Here is a 20,927-nt window from a genome sequence, read left to right as displayed (position 1 = left end):
ATTGGACGCAATGCTTCTATTTAGAAGAATCCGCGTTTTTCATGGAATTGATTTTATCTTGGAGGCGTTTGATGAGAGTTGGGTCTTGTTCGTTGCGAATCATTTCTTGGAGAAGAGATTCCGCTAGTTCTATGTGGCCGGAATCAGAATAAAGACGCCCTGCTAATGTGAAAACCCAAGGTGGAGCTCCATTTTGCCCGGCTTGAACCAAGAGTTCTGCAGCTTTTTTTTTGTCGTTTACTTCATATAAATAGTGATAAGCAGCCCGATACAAAATTGGCCAATCACGGGGAAACGCCTTTACTCCTTTTTCAAAAATTTTTGTAGCTCCTTCAACATCTGTAATAACCACAGTTAAAGCCAAAGCACCGGCGGCATACGCAATTCTAAAATTTGGAGAAAGATTTGTTATTGAATCCATCATTTTATAAAGCCACGAATTATTGCGACATACATTTTTCGCAATCTCGTGATCACAGTAGCTGAAATCTTGCAGTGATCGAATCCACAAAGAGTCAGCTATGACTTCAGAATAACCAAAACTAATTCGCTCGATCATCGGCGGAGGGGGAATGAGATGACGTTTGAAATCAACTTGAAACGTCGAATGCTGTGTTTGCGTTATGAACACCAGGCAAAAAGCAAGAATCCCGAGCACAAAACTCAGGATTCCATTTTTAGATAAACTTATAGAGTCTCTTTGTATGCCGATACTCATTAACAAAACTTAGCGGATTCCATCCTGTGTATTACGCAATTGCTTAGAACTATCAATCGCCCAGTAATCATCAACACCCGCACTAGCAGAAATACGAGCACCAGCACCAGCCATAAATGTACCATTGGCGTTAGTTGTGCAGCCGGCCGTTGCCACACTTGGAGAAGCAGGACACATTCCGGCCACAATAGCCGGCGGCAATTGCCCTGTCACTCCAGCAAGCATTTTACAACCATTTGTATAGTTAGCCGTGTTCGAGTTATTACATACAGCAGAAGCCGAAATACCCGTAATAGTAGGAGTCAATGTATAATTATTTGTTGGCCCCGCTTGAGTCGTCCCAGTGAAACCAATATTATATCTCAAGCCACCTTCTGGAACATAACCTACGGCACCAAAACGGCTATCATAAATATTATATTCAGAGAAAAAAGCCTTCTCAGCAGTATACAAAGAAGCGAGATTAGTTTTTGCTTCAGACTGACGAGCTTTCGCCATGTACTTATTGACTGACGGAATAGCAATCGCCGCCAAGATACCGATGATCGCCACAACGACCATCAACTCAACGAGCGAGAAACCGCGCTGAGAATTTCTAGATGAAAAAGACATTAAAGACCTCCATGGTTCTTTTTTTCTGTTTACCCACATAAGTGTGTCAAAATTAAAAGATGAATGCAAGAGAGTGCTCGAAATATGAACCCACAAACCGTTCCCTTTAACGTCCATCAAACACACTTAGGTTCATACTCTATTCTCGACTTTTCTACAGCTTTTCACAAGGGACTAGACTTGCTAAAGACGAAAGAGTGCTCAAATTGAGTCATAAGGTAGAATAAAAGCATGGGTGATAATAACAATAATAATAACAGCAACTATCCATTCTCGAATCCTGAGGGGGAAGCGGGCGTCCAGATCGTCCCGAAATTAGACACACCTAAGATGTATAAGGTGATTCTTCTCAATGATGACTATACCCCAATGGATTTCGTCGTCCTTGTATTGCGTCGTTTTTTTGCAAAAACAGAAGAGCAAGCAACACAAGTCATGTTAGATGTACATAAGAAGGGTGCAGGTGTCGCCGGGGTCTACAGTCTAGAGATTGCCGAGATGAAAGTGATGCAAGTCAACCAGTTCGCGCAACTCAATCAGTATCCCCTGAAAAGTACACTGGAGGAGGAAGCATGATGAGCCGGGAACTTGAGCGCAAGCTCGCAGAAGCTACAGAACTCGCGAAACGCCACCATCATGAATTTGTGACGTTGGAACACATACTCTTAGTCCTCACCGAATCGCCGGTGATGGTTGAGATCTTAGAGGCCTGTGCCGTCAACGTCCAAAAACTTCGTCAAGATCTTCGCGATCATCTTAAAGTCGGTATCCCCCAAATAACTGATGACCAACTTTCTTCTTACGGAGGATTTGAGTCGTGGACGCCAGAGTTTACTTTGGCCTGTCACCGACTGATCCAGCGCGCTGCCATCCAAATGAAAAGCGCAGGACGCAATCAAATCAGTGAAGGAAGTTTATTGGTTTCGTTATTTTACGAACAAGATTCGCACGCCACATTTGCGTTGGCGCGGCAGGGGCTTACTCAATTCGATATCATTAATTACATTTCTCACGGCATCACAAAAGACGGAAAAGAACACGACATTCCGCCAGCAGCGTCTTCCCGTCCTTCAGAATATCAAGGCGAAGCTTACGAAGAAGGTCGCGGCTCCCCGCTTGAAAGTTTTTGCGTGAACTTAAATGACAAAGCCAAACAGGGAAAATTAGATCCTTTGATTGGCCGCGAAGATATTTTGGATCGCACGATTCAAGTTCTTTGCCGTCGCACGAAAAACAATCCGCTGCTCATTGGTGAGCCCGGCGTTGGTAAAACAGCTATTGCCGAGGGACTTGCGCAAAAAATCGTGCAAGGAAATGTTCCTGAAAAATTAAAAAACGCTGTGATTTACTCTTTGGATTTAGGAGGCTTGCTTGCCGGAACTAAATTCCGCGGAGATTTCGAAGGACGTCTTAAAGCGGTCGTCAAAGACATCGCAAAACGTCCAGGTGCGATTTTATTTATCGATGAAATTCACACAATTGTCGGAGCCGGAGCAACAAGTGGCGGCTCCATGGATGCCTCGAACTTATTAAAACCTGCTCTTGCAAGTGGTGATATCAGCTGTATCGGTTCAACCACTCACAGCGAATATCGTCAGTACTTTGAAAAAGATCGGGCCTTGAATCGTCGCTTTCAAAAAATCGACGTCAACGAACCTTCTAAAGAAGATTGCGTGAAAATCCTTAAAGGACTTCGCAAGTCTTATGAAGAATATCACGAAGTCCAATTCACGGACGAAGCCTTGCGTTCGGCTGTGGAACTTTCGCAAAAACATATTCACGGAAAACTTTTGCCCGACAAAGCCATCGACGTTTTGGATGAGGCCGGAGCTCACTTCCGTTTGAAATATGAAAATGCAGAAGATATTAAAATTGATGCTCCAGAAATTGAAGAAGTGATTGCGAAGATGACGGGTCTTCCAATCGCAAGTATTTCTTCGACTGAAAAAACGCAGCTTAAAGATCTTGATAAGAAACTCAAAGCTCTTATCTTCGGTCAAGACGACGCGATCGACCGCCTTGTTGCCAACATCAAGTTTGCGCGCAGTGGTTTAGGTCGACCGAACAAGCCGATTGGCAGTTTCCTTTTCACGGGCCCCACAGGTGTCGGTAAAACCGAAGTCTGCCGTCAGCTCGCACAAATCATGGGAGTTCACTTTGAACGCTTTGATATGAGTGAGTACATGGAAAAACATGCCGTCGCCCGCTTGGTCGGAGCGCCTCCGGGATATGTGGGTTACGAAGAAGGTGGCTTGCTCACCGAAGCCGTGACCAAACATCCTTACAGCGTTCTTTTGCTCGACGAGATTGAGAAAGCTCATCCTGATGTGACAAATGTGCTGTTGCAAGTGATGGATGCCGGACGACTCACCGACAGCAATGGACGCGTGGCTGACTTTAAAAATGTGATCATCGTCATGACATCCAACGCCGGGGCCTTAGAAACTTCGCGCGGCACGATTGGCATGGTGGAAGAAAATCGCAGTTCTCTTTCGATGGATGCGATTAAAAAAGCGTTCTCGCCAGAGTTTATCAATCGTTTGGATGCCGTTGTTTCCTTCCGTGATTTGTCGGAGGATATGGTTCTTAAGATCACTCAGAAATTCGTGGATGAGCTTAAGATGGTTCTTCTAGAGAAAAAAGTAGAACTGAATGTTTCTCAAGAAGTCATTAAGTGGCTAATGAAAAAAGGCTACGACAAAGTTTACGGCGCGCGCCCCTTGGCTCGCGTTGTGGACGAACATCTGAAAAAAGCTCTGGTCGACGAACTTCTTTTTGGACGCCTTGTCGACGGTGGACGTGTCAATGTGGAACTGGAAAAAGATATTTTGAAGTTCCATTTTAGCACCACCCCTAACGGCACTGGTCAAAAGAATCAAAAGCAACCCGTCACGACGTGATGTGATGGCATTGACATTCCTTTTAGAGTTATCATTATTAATAGTGTGACTCTAAAAGGAGTGAACTTAATGGCATTTCTAAAACGTATTGGCTTATTTATTCTCACAAACATTCTTGTGATCGCTACCATCGGCATTGTTTGGTCTTTGGTAAGCCGCTTCTTGGGCCTTGCAGGTCTTAACTCTTACATTCCATTCCTCATGGCGTTCTGCTTGGTTTGGGGTATGGGTGGCGCTTTCATCTCTTTGTTGATGTCAAAGTGGATGGCGAAAATGTTCCATGGCGTAAAAGTCATTGAACCCAACAATCCAAATCCGGAACTTCGCGCTCTTGTAAATAAAGTTCATGAACTGGCTCGCCGCGCGCAGATTTCTAAAATGCCAGAAGTTGGTATTTACGAATCTATCGACATCAATGCCTTCGCAACAGGTCCTTCAAAAAACAATTCTCTTGTGGCGGTCTCTACAGGACTTTTGCAGAGAATGAATGACAAAGAAGTCGAAGGTGTTCTTGCCCACGAAATTGCCCACGTTGCTAACGGAGACATGGTCACAATGACTTTGATCCAAGGTATCGTGAATGCGTTTGCGATGTTCTTCTCTCGTATTCTTGCGAACATTGTGGCTTCTAACGTGGACGAAAAATTCCGTGATCTTGTGCGCTTTGCAGTCACGATCTTGGGCGATATCGCGTTCACATTACTAGGTTCTATTGTTGTGAATTACTTCTCTCGCCGTCGTGAATTCCGCGCAGATGCGGGCGGAGCTAAATACTCTTCTCGTGAGAACATGATTGCGGCTTTGCAAAAGCTTAAAGCTGTCTATGAGTTGCCAATCCCACCTGAAGAGGGAGCCACAGCGACGTTGATGATTTCAAACCGTGACAAAGGTGGTCTTGCAAAATTGTTCATGACTCACCCACCACTTGAGACTCGCATCAAAGCTTTGCAAACAGGCCGTCTGTAAGCTTGTTCTTTTCACTGAAAGGGCGTAGCCTAACAGGGCTATGCCTCGAATTATAATCGCCCTTTCTTTTTTTTCAGTTATTATGGGTTGCGCGACGACTTCGCGCTTTGATACGCGTATTGATAAGCGCCTCACACCACCCATTCCTAATTTCTTAAGCAAATGGAAATCAGCTCCCCTTTCTGATTTGGAAAAATTAGAAGTCGGCGCTAAAGAAGACAATATTCGTTGGTGGAAAACCTACTCCATTGCTTTGGCAAAAAAAGAAACTTCTCCTGAACAATCTTGCGAGGGCTTTAAAAGTCTTTCAACAGAGCATGATTTTCCTTTGCATGATCTGGCTCTTCTTCGTGCGTACGAAGTTTGTCCTGCGAAAGAAAAACTCACAGAGCTTCCTGGCAACGTAGCGCCTTGGTATCGCGATCTTTATGTGGATATTAAACTTAAAGAAGCCTTAGAGACAGAAGATCTGCGCGATGATCTTTCTGCTTACGTTGAAAAAGCGAAACTTGAGAACAATAAAAAGAATAAAGAAGAACTTTATCTTAAAGCGCTCTTGATTGCGCAAAAATTGGAAGCCAAAGAGGATGTTGCGCAAATTCAAACGCAGCTTTACAAAAATTCCCCACGTTTAAATCCTCTTCCAACTTTCCGCGATCTTAGCGGTGTCGCTTCCGACTATCGCTTTCACCGTGATTTTGATGCGGCTTTAAAAACTTATAAAAAGATTCTCGCATCAAAACAAGCGACAACGGATGACAGCTTTCAGGCTTTAAAAAACATCCGCCAGACTTACAAAGTGGCACAACGTCGCAGTGAGTACATCAATGCCACAGCAGATCTTGTGAATTGGGCAAAAAAACAATTCCAGCAAAATAAAAAAGATCGCAGAGCTGTGGCCCGTTATCACGATGCTCAGGTTCTTTTCGCAAAAACTTTATGGACCGAAGATCAAACATCGCAAGCCGTGAAAGTTTTAAATGAAACCCACCGTCTGCTTCGCGGTCTTTATCCGATGGATGAGGTTTACTTTATCTTAGGTCGTATCGACGAAGAAAAAGGAAACTTCACCAAAGCTCTTGAATACTTCGAGGCAAGCTATCAGCAACCGATCAGCCTTCCTGGTCTGCGCGATAAAATCTCTTGGTTAAAATCTTGGAACTACTACAAGTTAGAAAAATGGGAAGACGCAAGAAATAGCTTCCAGCAGATGAAAGAACTTGTAAAAGATCCTTCCGACAAAGCTCGCGCTAGATTTTGGCTTTCTCGTTCTTTTGCAAAGCTAAATCAAAACGTGGAAGCTGCTGCGGAATTGCAATCACTGGTTAAAGATGACCCATTGGGGTATTACGGCGTGATCGCTGTTCGTGAGCAAAAACAATACTTCCCACCGTTGAAAGTGGATCACAAAGAGCTTGAGGGTTTAAGCCTTCTTGGTGTTGGTGAACTTGATCCGCAAACTCGTTTAAATACCGAGTGGTTGATCGCCGTGAATGAAAAACCTTTCGCGGAAAAAGTTCTTAATAGTGCTGCCGAAGATCTTAGAAAACGCAATGTCACTGCTGAAGACACGTGGCTTGCAATGTCTTCCGGCTATGCGCGCACGGGACTTTATTTACCCCTTTTCTCAACAATTGGCGCTCTTCAACCGGAAGTGAAAGATCGTTTGCTCAATGACCATCCAGATCTTTTATTCCCGCAAGCGTTCGGTGATATTATTGCCGATGCTTCTCAAAAAAGTGGCATCCCTCAAGAGTTTATTTTCTCCATCATCCGTCAAGAGTCGGCGTTCAATCCGGAAGCGCGCAGCCCCGTGGATGCCTTCGGCTTGATGCAACTTTTGCCGAGTGTCGCTAAGCAGCTCGCAAAACAGAACTCTTTGCCATACAGCGAGGCCTTGGATTTGTTTAAGCCTGAAATCAATATTCCACTGGGTGCATTTGAACTAAAGACCTTGATGAAAAAGTATAACAACCAATTCATCTTGGCAGTTTCTGGTTACAATGCGAACGATGGAGCTATTCGTGGATGGCTTAAGACCCGCTACAGAGACGACTCTGTCGAGTTTATTGAAGAAGTTCCTTATGAAGAAACACGTGCCTACATCAAACTTGTGATGAGAAATTATGTGTTCTATCAAAGATTGCTGAATCCAGAAAAAAGCACTCAGTTCCCTGAAGAGCTTCTGGCTCTTAAAAAATAAGAGGCTTCCTTAGTCTAATCTCATTTTGATACAAGACTAAGGGCCTTGATCTCGCGGAAAAACCGAAAAGACTATTATGAAGGCTCCCCTAAACACCGATAAGAAATGGTGGAGAAAGGGGAAAATTCATGTTTTCTCGCAAAGTGTGGATTGCAGCAGCATGTGTCGGTTTGGTTTTCTTTGGCGGTTTAGGGATTTATCTCTATTCAACAGAATCGTCATCTCCATCACGCACACAAAGTTCGAGCAAAAAAGATAGCAATCGTATTTTTGAAAACTCTTTCATCACTTCAAAAACAGACAAAGTCGAAGACGAGCCGAGCGCTCTTTTCAACGACCCTGCGATCAGCCAAGCCTGGGGATTAAAAAAATCCGATGCAGCTCGCGCATGGTCTGTGACTAAAGGCAGCCGCGATATCGTCGTTGCCGTGATCGATACAGGTATTGATGTTAAACACGAAGACTTAGCTCACAATCTTTGGAGAAACCCTGGCGAGACAGGCAAAGACGCTCAAGGCCGCGACAAAGCAACAAACGGTATTGACGACGACGGCAATGGTTTTGTCGACGACGTTTACGGTTGGAACTTTGTTAGCAACAATCCAAAACTCGATGACAATCACGGTCACGGAACTCATATCGCAGGAATCATTGGCTCTGAAGCTGGAAACGGAAAAGGTATTACGGGTATCGCTCCTGAAGTGAGCTTGATGATTCTTAAATACTACGATCCAAAAGTTCCAGGCACAGACAATTTGAAAAACACAGTGGCAGCCATTAAGTACGCTGTGAAAATGGGTGCGAATATTATTAATTACTCAGGTGGCGGAACGGAGTTCTCGCAAGAAGAGCACGACGCTATTGCCGAAGCTCAGAAAAAGGGAATTCTATTTGTCGCAGCTGCGGGTAATGAAAGATCGAATTCCGATCAATATCACTACTACCCTGCCGATTACAAATTGAGCAATATCATCTCTGTAACAGCGATTGATCCTTCGATCCAAGTTCTTGCGTCTTCGAACTATGGCGTTGAGACGGTGGACATCGCAGCTCCGGGACAAAATATTCTTTCCTGCCTTCCGGGAAGTTCTTATGGATATATGACTGGAACATCACAAGCAACCGCGTTTGTGACAGGTGCTGCGGCTTTGGTAATGGCTCACAAACAGTCTTTTAAAGCCGAAGACGTGAAAAAATATATTCTTGCAACAGGAGACGCGCAAACTCAGTTGGCGTCAAAAACAAGAACGTCTCGTCAGCTCAATCTCTACAAAGCTTTGACGATCTTAGATCAAGGCGTTTCTTCTTCAGGTGGTGTTGCCCTAAATCCGCAGAATTTGAAATTCACCGTTGATCCCAACGACACGAATACCAAAGATGCGATTGATGACGGTATCGACCCAACAGCCAAAGAGATGACCCACTTCGGAAAATCTTTGATCGACGCCATCGGTACGGGCTCTAAAGTGCGCCCAACAAAACTCGGTACAAAACAAGGAACGGAAGGGTTTTAATCCCTTCCCTTTTTATACCTCCGCCTTTCGGATTTCAAACTACAATATAACCCATTAAATCTACTAGGGAATCCCCCCCGAAATTTGCATTTACAAAATGAAATTTACTAATTGTACGCAATAGCGTATACTTATGGAGGTTTCATCTTGAAAACGATGTTTTCATTGTTGAAGACGGACCATTTTGAAGAATGGTTGAAACGGCAGGATCGAGAAACTCAAGCGAAAATCCAAATGCGCCTAGACAGGATTGCCCTTGATAGCCACTTCGGAGTCATGAAGTTTTTCGACGGACTTATTGAACTTAAGTGGAAGTCCGGCTTGAGAGTTTACATCGCACGCGTGGAAAGCAAATTAATCGTAATATTAGCTGGAGGAACAAAACATGGCCAAAGCAAAGACATTGAAAAAGCAAAAAAGCTCCTCAAAGAAATCAAAGCCCGTGGTTTTAGCTTCACATAAAGTTCTCGATGAATCTAAGTTAGATAAAGAAACCCTAAAGTCAATTTTAGCTGAAGCATTGATTGATGGAGACATTGATATGCTGAAAGACGTGCTCATCACCCAAATTCGTCTACAGAACAAAGCTGACTTGGTAAGAAAATCAAAACTAGGGCGACAAACGCTTTATGATCTTATTGAAGGAAAACGAGAATTTAATCCCACAGTGAAGACTCTAAGCTCTTTATTAAAAGCAATTGCTGCGTAGAAAAAGGTACCTGGTACCTTTTTCTAGTCGATGAAATCGGAAAGACTGATCTTTCCGCGGATCATGATGATGAGTCCCGCTGCCATAAATGCCAGAGCGACGCCGACACCAATCAAGTTGCGGTGACCTAGGTTGATCATGCCTAAAAGAATCAACAAAGCGCTTAGACCGAACGGTCCCCAGTAAAGATACTTCTGCCACTTCGGACGAACTGGAGCTTCGTTCTTCGCCAAAGGCTTTTGCGAAAGTCCCACCAACATCAAGCTATTGATACGCGCGATCATTTGATCACATTGGGGATCGCCGCCTTGAGCGGTTTTTAATTCTTCGTACTTCAATGTTGCGAAACGAAGAGCATCCAACTCGTGACAAGCGCGGATGAATTCATCATGAAGACTTTCATTTTCAAAGTTCTCCACCAAGTTCTTCCATTTGCGCACAAGACTTGGTTGCGCTTTCAAACTTGGATCTTTCGGAAGACCTTCCAAACGCTCAAAAAGCACGTGGCACGAGTAACACTCTTTCGCGCGACGGCCGTTCAAGGCTCCGCACTTAGGGCATGACTTCATTTCGTGAGCACCCGGCTCTACCGCTGGCAAAGCCTCTTGATGCTGAGCATCAGTCACAATCGGAGTTTCAGCGACAACCGGAACCATGAAACACAAGACGTTTTGCGGGTCCGTTGGAGGATATTCGAAACTGAATCGACTCTCACATGAGATGCACTGAAACAGCGGAGTTTCCGAATGAATATCATCACTCGCAACTTCGTACAGCTTGGCGCATGAGGGGCATCGAATTTTCATTTTCGTCGTTAAATTCACAGTGGACTCACTCACTCTTTGTGTTACTAATACCATGATGAAGAGATCGATTCAATTTTTCAAGCATAAAGCCTACGATTTTCGTTGGGCGATTCTCTCAGGCATTTTGGTTGGAACAAGCTACATCCCTTTTCCGCCTTGGGCGCTGATCTTCTGCTACACACCACTTTGGCTTTACGCGACTGAAGAAAGTCGCACAGTGAAAGATTCTTTCTGGGCCGCGTGGGTTACACAGTTTGTTTTGAGCATCATCGGTTTTCACTGGATTGCTTACACAGCGCACGAGTTCGGTCAAATCCCGTGGTCCACGTCTGTCATGGCTTTGCTGCTTTTTTGTGCGTTCATGCATCTCTACATTCCCGTGGCTGTCGCTCTGGGAACGTGGCTCCGTCTGCGTTTTTCACTGAGTGCGGGAAAAAGTCTTTTCGTCATTGCGATTCTACAGTCTTTGCTTGAGCGCGTGTGGCCGGTCATTTTCGACTGGAATTTAGGTTATACCCTTTTCTGGGCAAAAATTCCGACGTACAACTTGGCCGACATCATTGGATTCTTAGGCCTTTCTTCCATCGTGTTGCTGTTCAATGCATGGATGGGTTACATCTGGCTTAAACAAAGTTACGTCAAAAAAGCTCTCACTCACTTAAGTTTTCTTACATTGACCTTTGCTGCATTAGTGGGCATCGGCTACTGGCATGGACAGAAGTGGAAGCACTTTGATGGAGAATTCCGCGCGACCGTCATTCAAGCCAACATCGGAAACCTAGAAAAGATTTACGCCGAAAAAGGCCGAGGCTATCAAGAAGCGATCACGAATAAGTTTTTGGATATGACTCGCGATGCTGCGCAGAAGTTTCCGCAAACAGACATCTTCGTTTGGCCAGAGACCGCTTTCCCCGACTACTTGGATCAACATCTTCTGGGAAGAAAACACACGCAGCTTCTTTCCGACGGCTTAGCTCCCTTGGGAAAACCTTTGATCACGGGTGCCTATTCTAAAGACATCAACACGGATGAGAAAATCGATCATTCCACTTACAACGGTCTTTTCTTGGTCGATGCCAACGGCAACAACCTGGATAAGCCTTACCGCAAAACAGAGCTTCTCGCTTTCGGTGAATATTTGCCATTGAGCGAACAGTTCCCCGTCTTGCTCAAACTTCTTCCTTTTGTTTCCAATTTTGGTCGCGGTCAGGGACCAACAACAATGAAATGGGAACGCAACGGAGAATCCATTCACTGGGGTGGACAGATTTGTTACGAAGGCCTTTATCCTGAATTCACTCGAGGCCTTGCGAAAAAAGGAGCCGACGTTCTTGTCAACGTCACGAATGATTCTTGGTTTGGTCGCCCTTCAGAGCCGCAGCAACATCTTTATATGACTTTAGCTCGCGCCATTGAAGTGCGTCGCCCTTTGATTCGTTCAACTAACACCGGAATTAGCACAGCCGTTTTAGCAAACGGTGACGTTCTACAAAAATCACCTCTTCACGAAGAGTGGAGCGGTCAGTTTGTGATAAAGTATCTTAAAAAAGCGCCAACCACTTTGTATGTGCAATGGGGACACTGGGACTGGGTTCTGCTCCTTATTGTTTTAATCGCGCTGGTAACTACAGGAGCTCTTCATGCAAGATCTCGTCGTTCTTGATTGGGTCGAAATTTTAGAAAAAATCCGCTCTCACGCGACAAGTGAGGCGGCTCGCGAAACTGTGATGACGACAAAACCTTTGTCTTCACCGGAGGCAGCTTATGCCAGTTTCCAAGAAATCGCGCAAGCTACGGAAGTCTTGAATCAAGGGGTCCGTCCCTTCATGCAAAGTTTGGATTTGTATTCCACTTGGATTGCTCGTCTTCGCAAAAGTGCGGTTTTAAAAAATCTTGAAATCAAAGACGTGCGCAGTTTCTGTCTTGAAGTGTTGGCGCTTAAAGAAGCACTCACTCCGATTGAAAATGAATGGGCACAAAATATTTCTGCAAGTCTGATGAAAGCAGAAGAACCACTTTCTGCGATTGATCAGATTCTGACTCCTAACGGAGAAATCCGCGCGGATGCCAGTGAAACATTGTTCCGCCTTTATAAAGAAAAAGAACGTCTGGCCCGCGAAGTACAAAGTACACTCGATCGTTTGGTGAAAGATCACCAAATGGAAAACGTGTTGCAAGATAAATACGTTACCACTCGCGATGGCCGTTGGGTGCTTCCTGTGCGCAGTGGAATGCAACATCATTTGCCTGGCGTGATTCACGGATCTTCACAAACAAAACAAACTGTTTTCATGGAGCCTGAAAAGGTCATTCCGACAAACAATCGCTTGCGTCAAATTGAAGTGGAAATCGAAGATGAGATCGAAAGACTTTTGACTGAGCTTTCTCGTTATCTTTCTTCGAAGGCTTCTGACATTGAAAGCAGCCGTGTTCTTCTTGAAGAGTGCGACGTGCGTTTTTCTCAAGCGCAGTTTGCTTCTCAAGTAAATGCCCACCCGATTCAGTTTTCTAAAGAAAGTATGGAACTGATTGAAGTGCGCCACCCGCTTTTGCAACTTTCAGGAAAACCTGTCGTTTCAAATTCGGTTTTGCTGGAAGGTCGTAAAAGTATTTTGCTTCTCAGCGGCCCGAATGCTGGCGGTAAAACTGTTTTGCTTAAATCCATCGGCCTTGCCGCACAAATGGCGCGCTGTGGACTTCCGATCTGCGCCAGTGAAACTTCGAAGATTCCTTTCTTTAAGGACATTTTGATCGGCATTGGCGATGCGCAAAGTGTGGATGAAGAACTCAGTACCTTTGCTGCCCATTTAAAAATCCTTTCAAAAGCCGCGAGCTTAAAACATCGTGATAATTTGATTTTGATCGATGAGATCTGCGGATCCACAGATCCGGAAGAAGGAAGTGCTTTGGGAAGAAGTTTCATTGAAACATTCTCAAACAATGATGTCTTCGCTGTGATCACTTCACACTTAGGGCCATTAAAATCTGGTTGGGATGAAGAAAGTCGTGTCCTCAACGGCAGTCTTGAGTACGATCCTAAAACAGGTCGCCCGACTTACCAGTTTATCGCAGGTATTCCCGGCGATTCATTGGCGATCCAAACAGCAAAGCGCGTAGGTGTTTCTCAAGCGATCGTGCAAAGAGCGCTGGATGTACTAGCTCCAGCAACACGGGCGCGTCTTGAAGGCCTTGAACAGATTGAGCAACTTAAAAGTGATATTTCCATTTTGCAAGAGCACTTACGCAAAGAAACCAATGCAGCTCTTGCGATGAAAAAGAAATACGAAGGTCTTTTGGAGCAATTCAATAAAGACAAAGACGAATGGTTGCAGCGCACAGTTAAAAAAGCTGAGCGCAAAGTGGAAGAAGCCATTGCTCAAGCCAAAGTCACAGAGACCTTTAAACGTCACACGGCTTTGCAAGAGATCAAATACAAACTTCCTGAAATCGTGAAAGCAAAACCGATCACGCAACCCGGTGCTCCCGAAAATGCGGAAGACTTTGCCAAAAAATTCCCGCCAGGATCGAAAGTTTTTGTCGTTTCACTAAATCAAGATGGAATCGTGCAGAGTACACCGAACTCAAAAGGTGAAGTCTTGGTTCTTTCTGGTTCTGTGAGATTGCAACTGCACTGGCAGGAATTACGACTCCCCGGAAAACCGCAAAACCCGACATCACAACTTGTTCGCCAGGGAAGTTCTTTCTCTGTCGCTCTTGCCGATGACGATCGCACTTTGGATTTGCGTGGAAAAACCGTGGAAGACGCTTTGTCAGAATTGGAACTGGCTTTAGATAAGGCCGCTCAATCCCGTGAAGATCGCATGAAGATCATTCATGGACACGGAACGGAAGCTTTGAAAAAAGCCGTGCGTACATATCTATCGCGTTCTATTTACGTGAAGAAATGGAAAGCAGGCTCGCCCGAAGGTGGCGGAGACGGTATTACTTGGGTAGAACTCGGCGAAGCGTAAAAGCGGCCCCACAGGAGTCCTATGTTGCTTGTCGACTATAATATCTCAAGCTGGATTTTTTCAAAGACCTTGAGCCTTTGCTATTTTGTGGCGTTTTTATCTTTAATGCCGCAACTTCTGGGGCTCTTTGGTCGACAAGGTATTTTGTCGATCGATCATCTTCTGAATCTTTTAGACAACGAAATGAAGGCCGAACGGTTTTATCATGTGCCTTCCGTGTTTTGGCTGTTCTCTTCAGACTTTGCGCTGAAAGCTGTTTGCTTTATTGGAATGATGGCCTCCTCGCTGTCATTTTTGGGTTTCAGTCAAAGCTTTATGCTGCTCATTTGTTTTGTTTGTTATTTGTCTTTTGTAAGCTGTGGGCAGCTTTTCTTAAGTTATCAGTGGGACAGTCTGCTTTTAGAGTTTGGTTTTTTAGGACTTTTCTTTGCGCCTTACCAATGGGAGTGGATTCCATTTGGAGCACATGTGCTTCATCCGATTCTTTATGGCTTAACTTTATTCCTTTTATTTAAGCTGATGTTTTTGTCGGGCGTGGTGAAGCTTACAAATAAAGATACGTCGTGGAAAGATCTGACTGCGATGACATACCACTACTGGACTCAACCGCTTCCGACGCCGCTGGCTTTCTTTGCCAACAAATTGCCTCTCCATTTTCAGCGCTTTAGTACGCTGGTTCTTTTCTTTATTGAAATCGTAACACCGTTTTTTATTTTCATTCCGGGACCACAACAGATTCTTGCCGTGTTTTTCCTTATCCTGCTGCAAATTTTAATCATCCTGACTGGCAACTACGGCTTCTTCAATCTTCTGACGTTAGGTCTATGCCTTGGCGTTCTTCCCGATTCAGCTTGGGGATTTAAAATCAACTGGCTTGAGGCGACGACAATTCCCACTTACATCGCGGCGATTCCAGCCATCTTGTTAATTCCTTCTTCCTTGTTTTGGATTTACAAAAGTCTTTTTGAAAAAAGCAAAGCGCTGGATTTCATGCTCCCCTACATGCGCTTTTTCTATCCTTTCCGCATTTCTAATCCCTACGGTCTTTTTGCAGTGATGACGAAAACTCGTCTTGAACTTGTTTTAGAAGGCAGCAATGACGGTCATCACTGGGAAGAGTACGAGTTTAGCTATAAGCCTGTCTCTTTAAAAAAGATGCCACCCATCGTGGCCCCACATCAACCGCGTTTAGATTGGCAAATGTGGTTCGCAGCTCTTGAAGGGTTTAACGAAAATCTGTGGCTGCAAAACCTGATCACTCGTATTTTTCAAGAATCTCCGGACGTTCTTATGTTATTTGCAAAAGACCCGTTCAAAGGAAAAGCACCGAAAGCCTTACGCATTCAGCGCTACGAATATAAATTTGCGAGTTTTAAAGAACTTCGTGAAGAAGGACTTTGGTGGAAACGGGACTTCGTCGGATCTTACGGTCCCGTTTTTCAAAGAGAAGAATTCACAGAAGAGGCGTAACGCTTACGCCTCGGAATAAATTTCCGCGTATGTCTTGATAACGTTTTCTTCCACGCGTTTGTGAAGATGATGACGGCGCAATTCACTGTGATGAGCAACTCCCATCGCTCCGATCATGTGAGCTACAGACTCTAATGTCTCTTGATGGAAGTTCTTTACGCGCTCTCTTTTAGTCGGCACGTGAAGACCCTTAACCAAGTTTGGATCTTGAGTCGCCACACCCGTTGGACACTTATTGTTGTTACAACGAAGCGCTTGAATACATCCTAACGCTAACATCATCGAACGAGCGGCATAAGTCGCATCAGCCCCAATGCAAAGCAGCTTCACGATATCAAATGCCGTTGTGATTTTTCCTGTCGCGATCACTTTGATTTGATCTTTAAGACCTGCTTTTTTCAAAGTATCAACGACCACAACCAGCGCATCCATGCCTGGAGTTCCGATGTAATTCGTGAACTCTAACGGAGCTGCCCCCGTTCCGCCTTCAGCGCCATCGACAACGATAAAGTCAGGATAAAGCTTAAGCTCTTTCATCAAAGCCACAAGCTCTTCAAACTCCTGACGATGGCCTAAGCAAAATTTAAAACCTACAGGCTTGCCACCAGAAAGCTCACGCAATGTAGAAATAAATTGAAGCATCCCTTTGGCGTCTGAAAAAGCTTTGTGTCCCGGAGGTGAAATCACGTCTTTACCCAAAGGCACATTACGAATTGCTGCAATTTCAGGCGTCACTTTTTTGCCAGACAAAATCCCGCCGTGGCCCGGCTTAGCCCCTTGAGATAGTTTCAACTCAATCATCTTCACTTGGGGATGACTGGAGTTTTTCTTAAACAACTCCGAATCAAAATCACCGGAATGTGTGCGGCAACCGAAGTAACCTGTACCGATTTGCCAAATCAAATCTCCACCTGGCTCCAAGTGATAAGGAGAAATCCCCCCTTCACCGGTGTTGTGAGCGAAGTGTCCGTCTTTAGCTCCCCCGTTTAATGCCAAAATACTGGCTGTAGAAAGAGAACCAAAACTCATCGCTGAAATATTTAAGAGCGACATAGAGTACGGTTGTTTACAAAGATCGCTGCCGATTGTGACACGCAGATCTTTGCGACTTAAATGTTTTGGATAAAGAGAGTGAGTGACGAACTCATAACCTTGTTCGTAAACATCGTGCTGAGTTCCAAAAGGAACCGTATCGAGAACTTTTTTAGCACGCTGATAAACGACCGAACGTTGTTCACGGCTGAAGGGTTTTCCGTCGGTATTGGATTCAATAAAGTATTGATTGATCTCTGGACGGATGGATTCAAGAAGATAACGGAAATGACCAAAAACAGGAAAATTGGATTTGATCGCATGACGGTGCTGGCGAATATCGCGGAAACCTAAAGCAAAAAACGGAATAAAGAAGATCAGTGAATACAATCCCGGCGGCCAAGCTAAATAAAAAATAAAATTCAAAACAATCGCCGCGAAAAATGCGATATAGAATTCCCGTCTCATGTCTAAAAAACCTCTTTTGTTGAAACCAAATTATTATCTATAAAACGCCATCAATATAGATCAACTGGACTCAATTTAATATCTACAAAAGCTCGCGTTCGTGACTACAGGCTATACAGAAAAACGGACATTCCTACAACAGGACACTGCGAGTGATTTCTCTTTATTTCCCGTAGTTCTTTGAAAAAATAGACCTATCACGGATGGAAAACGTCATGGATCAACAGACTTTGGCCCCCATTTTGGGAGCCCTGGACGAGTGCATTGAAAAATACATCGAGGACCGTAAGAATCGCATCGGCGATTTCATCGAGCGTCATTTCTCTATTCAAGAGACTTTCGCCATTCAAAAGAAGTCCTTTCCCTTGGATTTGCTCTACAGCCCCTTAAATACCTTGTGGGCCATTCCCTATCTTTCCGCCAAAAAATCGGTAGAGACTTTAGATAAGATGGGTTGGACAAAGCTCAGTCCTACAATGGAGAAAGTTCCTTCCGGAATCAAAACAGGTTATCAACGAGAAATTGAACGTCTGATCGCCACAGAACTTTTAGATTCCGAAGCGCTGCTTACGGAACTTCGCAAACATCCCACGTTTGCCAAGCTTATGCTTTCTAAAGAACTGCAAATCGACGAATCTAAAATTCAAAAAGAATTTATCAAAGAGATCGAAAAATACACTGCAAGCCAAGCCTTCATTGCGGATCTTGCCGGTTCTTTGATGACACTCGCAGCGGGCTGGTGGTTTTTTGGAGATAAAAGTCTAAGCCTTTTGGGTTTGGGCAACAAGATCGCGAGAAAAATGGCGCGCGATAAAGCGGCTTCGCATTTCTTTTTGGGCGAAAAGTTGGGATCCACTTTTTACGGATTTTTCCCGCCCGTTCCAACTCGCACAGAAATTTATATGGCGACTCTTGCTGTGGGAACCTTGCTGACGGCATTTAGTATTTTCGCCGCGATCATGAGCGACCCGGTCCGGAAGAAGCTTGGACTTCACAATAAGAAGCTCACCACGCTTGTGGAAAATCTCGAAGAAAAATTATTTCTTTTGCTTAAGAAAGAGATCAAACAGTCCCTTCGCCACTCGGCAAATGACAAACTTGCCAGCTAATTTTTCATGAGCGTCTAAAGTCTGAACAGCGATTCCCAGTAAATACCTGTTCGATTTCTATATTCGAGCAGTTCTTTAAACCCGCCCTAGAAAAGCATTCCGCGCCTATGATAGAAGTCCTCCTCATAAAAGGAGTTCTTATGAAAAAAGCGGTTTTACTTTTATCGGCTCTGTTTGTTTTCGCGGGCACGACAGCTCAAGCCAAGCTTCAGGAAATGAACGACAGTGAACTTGCCTCCGTGTACGGCGCTTCTAATATCGCAGCTTATCTTGTGAAAGTCCTTGAGCAGAAAATCAATTCTGGACAAAACATCTCTGCCGAAGAACTTATGTCGGACCTTGCTTTGATCTCTAAAGCGTTCGGCGTGAGCTTTGAAAATATCCGCGTTTCAGGCGCTACTTACGGTGGCTTAAGTGTGTCGCTAATTAAAGACGGCCACATCATTGGAACAACACAGCTTCCGTCTCACATTGAACACGTTTATATCGGCTCTGTTCGCGCAGGCAATGGTCCTTCAATGGGTGCTCTTGAGATTCAGGGCCTCAATGTGACAGGCCAGATCACAGTCACCGTGCACTAAGAAGCGCAAAAAGTGACGCTCCTTGTGCGGCACTCTCATAGAAGTTTGACGACTCACTCTGAGAACGCCTCAGAGTGAGAACAGCCACTCTCGTAAGTCATCAAAAACACAGCGAAAATCAATTTGTTTCAGAGTGAAATATGGCACCGCCATTGCTTTATAGTATGGCATCAGGGGGCTTTATGAAAAATACGAAACAAATCTTCACAACAATCCTTACTCTAAGTGCAGTCGCTTTCCTTACAGCTTGCGGCTCTAGCAACCAAGTAGGATCTTCGGATCTTTCAAGCCGCGTGACTCCAACCGATAACACTTCTTCTTCTACAAAACCTCTTGCTTACTGCAACCAAGCATCAGGTTCGGATATCACTGCAAAACTCAGAGCTTATGTTGATGCATCTAACAACGTTCGTATGGACTATGCTTATGCACGCTTAACAGCTTTGCCTGCAACGTTCAAATCAGACCAAACTTACATCGCTATGTGGAAATGGATGACAAATACAAGTGGCGCGACTTACTTGGATCCAACTCCACTTCAATTCCTGGTTGCTAATGCTTCAACAGGTCAGGTTTTGACAGGTTGGAAAACAACTCTTCGCTGGAGTGATGTTGTTACGATCGCTTCTGGCATGGGTATCACAGATCCACAAACATTCTTTAACAGCGTAAATATCTTGGTTGATTTGAAAGACACTCAAGGCGAATACGATGTGTTGAGAATCTCTAACTACGATCTTTCGACAAATAAAATGTTGAACCAAGTAGATGGCTTGCTTCCACTGTTCTACGCAAACCCTGCTGACTACGCTTTCGAAGCAACAGGTGCCACACGCGCGACAGTTCTGCAAAACTTGCATCCTTTCAAAAACTACAAGGACCAAGGTTACTCAGCAGCGCAATTCACATCAATGGCTCAAGGCTTGTGCTTCTAAGATGAGGAAAAAGGTACCAGGTACCTTTTTCCTTTTAATGAGCGGATTCTTGAGAGACCTCATCGGCCTGCAGATTATCACCCTGGCGATAGCGATCCACCAAAGTGCGATCCGTAGTCGGGAAAGAAAACAAAAGAGAGTGAACGTTAGATTCTTCGTCTTCCTGAGTGACCGCGATATAAACCAAATCTTTCGTGGTTTCGTGATCAGGGAATTCCTTAATAAAGCTCACCAAAACGTTTCCATCTAAATCATTCTTACGCCAAATCTCATCAGCATTTTCAATGGTATCTTCGCGCAAAGGTGCAAAGTCTTGAAACTTATCCTGAGGAATGTCTTTCTCGCCACGCACTTTGAGCATCGCTAAGTAAAGACCCATCGCCAGAGGATCACCCTCACCCAGAGCATCGCCTTCAATCGCGCCGCCCGCGACTTCTTCAAAAGTTTTGTCGTAAACCAATTCACCGCGCTGGTAGTTTTGCCACAAACGACTGTCTTTTGTCGGGAAGTGAATAAAAACAAAAGTCGGATATTCGTCTTCAGAAGACACGTAGGCCACTGCCACGTATTTAAAAATCTCATTGCCTTCTTCAAAAGCTTTGAGGAAGTGATAGATTGCATAGTCTTCCATGGTTTTTTCATCCATCCAGACTTCATCGGGTTCATCCAATGTCGCCTCTAGATAATGCTCATGGGCAATCTGTTCTTCATCAGTGAAATCGTCAGGAGATCGTAAAGATTGATACTCTCCCTCTAATTTATTGATGGCTTCTTCAAAATAACCGAAAAGATCCTTCTCTGATTCAAAGATAAGACCTGCCGCTTCATCGACAAGAATGTACTCTTTTTCAGAGGGAGAGCTGGGAGTTTTCTTTTTCGCACGGGATTTTGTTTTCGCCATATCGTTCGTATCCTTCACAATTTATTATCGAG

Annotated in this window: 18 protein-coding genes; 13 read left to right on the top strand and 5 right to left on the bottom strand. The window is 44.5% G+C overall.

Annotated features, from left to right (window positions below):
- Window positions 1-16 precede the first annotated feature (16 nt).
- Both ACLSSO_RS05860 and ACLSSO_RS05855 read right to left on the bottom strand, forming a co-directional pair.
- Window positions 17-718 (bottom strand): tetratricopeptide repeat protein, encoded by a 702-nt coding sequence (locus ACLSSO_RS05860; protein WP_413944808.1) that lies wholly within the window; start codon window positions 716-718, stop codon window positions 17-19.
- 9 nt (window positions 719-727) lie between these two features.
- Window positions 728-1,330: a type IV pilin protein gene (locus ACLSSO_RS05855; protein ID WP_413944337.1), complete on the bottom strand. Its 603-nt coding sequence runs from the start codon at window positions 1,328-1,330 to the stop codon at window positions 728-730.
- A 231-nt stretch (window positions 1,331-1,561) separates the two neighbouring features.
- Between ACLSSO_RS05855 and clpS the strand changes: the two genes are divergently transcribed.
- The 7 genes from clpS (at window position 1,562) to ACLSSO_RS05820 (ending at window position 9,622) form a co-directional block, all read left to right on the top strand.
- Window positions 1,562-1,906, top strand: a complete 345-nt coding sequence (clpS, locus tag ACLSSO_RS05850) for an ATP-dependent Clp protease adapter ClpS (protein ID WP_295906214.1) — start codon at window positions 1,562-1,564, stop codon at window positions 1,904-1,906.
- Window positions 1,903-4,230, top strand: a complete 2,328-nt coding sequence (gene clpA / locus ACLSSO_RS05845; RefSeq protein WP_413944336.1) for an ATP-dependent Clp protease ATP-binding subunit ClpA — start codon at window positions 1,903-1,905, stop codon at window positions 4,228-4,230. The genes clpS and clpA overlap by 4 nt, the downstream gene beginning before the upstream one ends.
- 69 nt (window positions 4,231-4,299) lie before the next feature.
- Window positions 4,300-5,196 (top strand): protease HtpX, encoded by an 897-nt coding sequence (gene htpX, locus ACLSSO_RS05840; RefSeq protein WP_413944335.1) that lies wholly within the window; start codon window positions 4,300-4,302, stop codon window positions 5,194-5,196.
- A gap of 40 nt (window positions 5,197-5,236) precedes the next feature.
- Window positions 5,237-7,399: a tetratricopeptide repeat protein gene (locus ACLSSO_RS05835; protein WP_413944334.1), complete on the top strand. Its 2,163-nt coding sequence runs from the start codon at window positions 5,237-5,239 to the stop codon at window positions 7,397-7,399.
- A 128-nt stretch (window positions 7,400-7,527) separates the two neighbouring features.
- Complete coding sequence (locus ACLSSO_RS05830) at window positions 7,528-8,913, top strand: S8 family peptidase (RefSeq protein WP_295900261.1); 1,386 nt, start codon at window positions 7,528-7,530, stop codon at window positions 8,911-8,913.
- 156 nt (window positions 8,914-9,069) lie between these two features.
- On the top strand, window positions 9,070-9,375 hold the full coding sequence (locus ACLSSO_RS05825) for a type II toxin-antitoxin system RelE/ParE family toxin (protein ID WP_295900324.1): 306 nt from the start codon (window positions 9,070-9,072) through the stop codon (window positions 9,373-9,375).
- Complete coding sequence (locus tag ACLSSO_RS05820; protein WP_413944333.1) at window positions 9,356-9,622, top strand: hypothetical protein; 267 nt, start codon at window positions 9,356-9,358, stop codon at window positions 9,620-9,622. Before ACLSSO_RS05825 ends, ACLSSO_RS05820 begins: the two co-directional genes overlap by 20 nt.
- Window positions 9,623-9,645: 23 nt before the next feature.
- Here the strand turns inward: ACLSSO_RS05820 and ACLSSO_RS05815 are convergent, their stop codons facing one another.
- Complete coding sequence (locus ACLSSO_RS05815) at window positions 9,646-10,482, bottom strand: hypothetical protein (RefSeq protein WP_413944332.1); 837 nt, start codon at window positions 10,480-10,482, stop codon at window positions 9,646-9,648.
- On the opposite strand from ACLSSO_RS05815, the gene lnt reads away from it, so the two are divergent.
- From lnt to ACLSSO_RS05800, 3 genes are read left to right on the top strand one after another with little or no spacing between them, the layout of a single operon-like run.
- Window positions 10,481-12,091 carry an apolipoprotein N-acyltransferase gene (lnt, locus tag ACLSSO_RS05810; RefSeq protein WP_413944331.1) on the top strand — a complete coding sequence of 537 codons (1,611 nt, stop codon included), beginning with the start codon at window positions 10,481-10,483 and terminating at the stop codon, window positions 12,089-12,091. The genes ACLSSO_RS05815 and lnt overlap by 2 nt on opposite strands.
- Window positions 12,069-14,399 carry an endonuclease MutS2 gene (locus ACLSSO_RS05805; RefSeq protein WP_413944330.1) on the top strand — a complete coding sequence of 777 codons (2,331 nt, stop codon included), beginning with the start codon at window positions 12,069-12,071 and terminating at the stop codon, window positions 14,397-14,399. The genes lnt and ACLSSO_RS05805 overlap by 23 nt, the downstream gene beginning before the upstream one ends.
- 21 nt (window positions 14,400-14,420) lie before the next feature.
- A complete protein-coding gene (locus ACLSSO_RS05800; RefSeq protein WP_413944329.1) occupies window positions 14,421-15,869 on the top strand; it encodes a lipase maturation factor family protein in 1,449 nt (482 codons plus the stop codon).
- Between the two features lie 3 nt (window positions 15,870-15,872).
- Here ACLSSO_RS05800 and ACLSSO_RS05795 read toward each other — a convergent pair whose 3' ends face one another.
- Window positions 15,873-17,369, bottom strand: coding sequence for an FMN-binding glutamate synthase family protein (locus ACLSSO_RS05795; protein ID WP_413944328.1), 1,497 nt, complete (start codon window positions 17,367-17,369; stop codon window positions 15,873-15,875).
- Between the two features lie 215 nt (window positions 17,370-17,584).
- Here ACLSSO_RS05795 and ACLSSO_RS05790 point away from each other — a divergent pair, with 215 nt between their 5' ends.
- From ACLSSO_RS05790 to ACLSSO_RS05780, 3 genes are all read left to right on the top strand, one after another.
- Window positions 17,585-18,478 (top strand): DUF6635 family protein, encoded by an 894-nt coding sequence (locus tag ACLSSO_RS05790; protein WP_413944327.1) that lies wholly within the window; start codon window positions 17,585-17,587, stop codon window positions 18,476-18,478.
- 140 nt (window positions 18,479-18,618) lie between these two features.
- Window positions 18,619-19,059 carry a hypothetical protein gene (locus ACLSSO_RS05785; RefSeq protein ID WP_413944326.1) on the top strand — a complete coding sequence of 147 codons (441 nt, stop codon included), beginning with the start codon at window positions 18,619-18,621 and terminating at the stop codon, window positions 19,057-19,059.
- Between the two features lie 182 nt (window positions 19,060-19,241).
- Window positions 19,242-19,994: a hypothetical protein gene (locus tag ACLSSO_RS05780; RefSeq protein ID WP_413944325.1), complete on the top strand. Its 753-nt coding sequence runs from the start codon at window positions 19,242-19,244 to the stop codon at window positions 19,992-19,994.
- Window positions 19,995-20,028: 34 nt separating this feature from the next.
- Here ACLSSO_RS05780 and ACLSSO_RS05775 read toward each other — a convergent pair whose 3' ends face one another.
- Complete coding sequence (locus ACLSSO_RS05775; protein ID WP_295900280.1) at window positions 20,029-20,895, bottom strand: PBECR2 nuclease fold domain-containing protein; 867 nt, start codon at window positions 20,893-20,895, stop codon at window positions 20,029-20,031.
- Between the last annotated feature and the right edge of the window lie 32 nt (window positions 20,896-20,927).

The sequence above is a fragment of the Bdellovibrio sp. HCB-162 genome, assembly GCF_047344985.1.
In the GTDB taxonomy this organism is placed as follows: Bacteria; Bdellovibrionota; Bdellovibrionia; order Bdellovibrionales; family Bdellovibrionaceae; genus Bdellovibrio.
This window is presented reverse-complemented; position numbering and strand designations above follow the sequence as displayed.

Bases quoted from the DNA above. Each gene is read 5' to 3' on its own strand.
- ACLSSO_RS05860 (WP_413944808.1), bottom strand. From the start codon at position 718: ATGAGTATCGGCATACAAAGAGACTCTATAAGTTTATCTAAAAATGGA.
- ACLSSO_RS05855 (WP_413944337.1), bottom strand. From the start codon at position 1,330: ATGTCTTTTTCATCTAGAAATTCTCAGCGCGGTTTCTCGCTCGTTGAG.
- clpS (WP_295906214.1), top strand. From the start codon at position 1,562: ATGGGTGATAATAACAATAATAATAACAGCAACTATCCATTCTCGAAT.
- clpA (WP_413944336.1), top strand. From the start codon at position 1,903: ATGATGAGCCGGGAACTTGAGCGCAAGCTCGCAGAAGCTACAGAACTC.
- htpX (WP_413944335.1), top strand. From the start codon at position 4,300: ATGGCATTTCTAAAACGTATTGGCTTATTTATTCTCACAAACATTCTT.
- ACLSSO_RS05835 (WP_413944334.1), top strand. From the start codon at position 5,237: ATGCCTCGAATTATAATCGCCCTTTCTTTTTTTTCAGTTATTATGGGT.
- ACLSSO_RS05830 (WP_295900261.1), top strand. From the start codon at position 7,528: ATGTTTTCTCGCAAAGTGTGGATTGCAGCAGCATGTGTCGGTTTGGTT.
- ACLSSO_RS05825 (WP_295900324.1), top strand. From the start codon at position 9,070: ATGTTTTCATTGTTGAAGACGGACCATTTTGAAGAATGGTTGAAACGG.
- lnt (WP_413944331.1), top strand. From the start codon at position 10,481: ATGATGAAGAGATCGATTCAATTTTTCAAGCATAAAGCCTACGATTTT.
- ACLSSO_RS05815 (WP_413944332.1), bottom strand. From the start codon at position 10,482: ATGGTATTAGTAACACAAAGAGTGAGTGAGTCCACTGTGAATTTAACG.
- ACLSSO_RS05805 (WP_413944330.1), top strand. From the start codon at position 12,069: ATGCAAGATCTCGTCGTTCTTGATTGGGTCGAAATTTTAGAAAAAATC.
- ACLSSO_RS05800 (WP_413944329.1), top strand. From the start codon at position 14,421: ATGTTGCTTGTCGACTATAATATCTCAAGCTGGATTTTTTCAAAGACC.
- ACLSSO_RS05795 (WP_413944328.1), bottom strand. From the start codon at position 17,369: ATGAGACGGGAATTCTATATCGCATTTTTCGCGGCGATTGTTTTGAAT.
- ACLSSO_RS05790 (WP_413944327.1), top strand. From the start codon at position 17,585: ATGGATCAACAGACTTTGGCCCCCATTTTGGGAGCCCTGGACGAGTGC.
- ACLSSO_RS05785 (WP_413944326.1), top strand. From the start codon at position 18,619: ATGAAAAAAGCGGTTTTACTTTTATCGGCTCTGTTTGTTTTCGCGGGC.
- ACLSSO_RS05780 (WP_413944325.1), top strand. From the start codon at position 19,242: ATGAAAAATACGAAACAAATCTTCACAACAATCCTTACTCTAAGTGCA.
- ACLSSO_RS05775 (WP_295900280.1), bottom strand. From the start codon at position 20,895: ATGGCGAAAACAAAATCCCGTGCGAAAAAGAAAACTCCCAGCTCTCCC.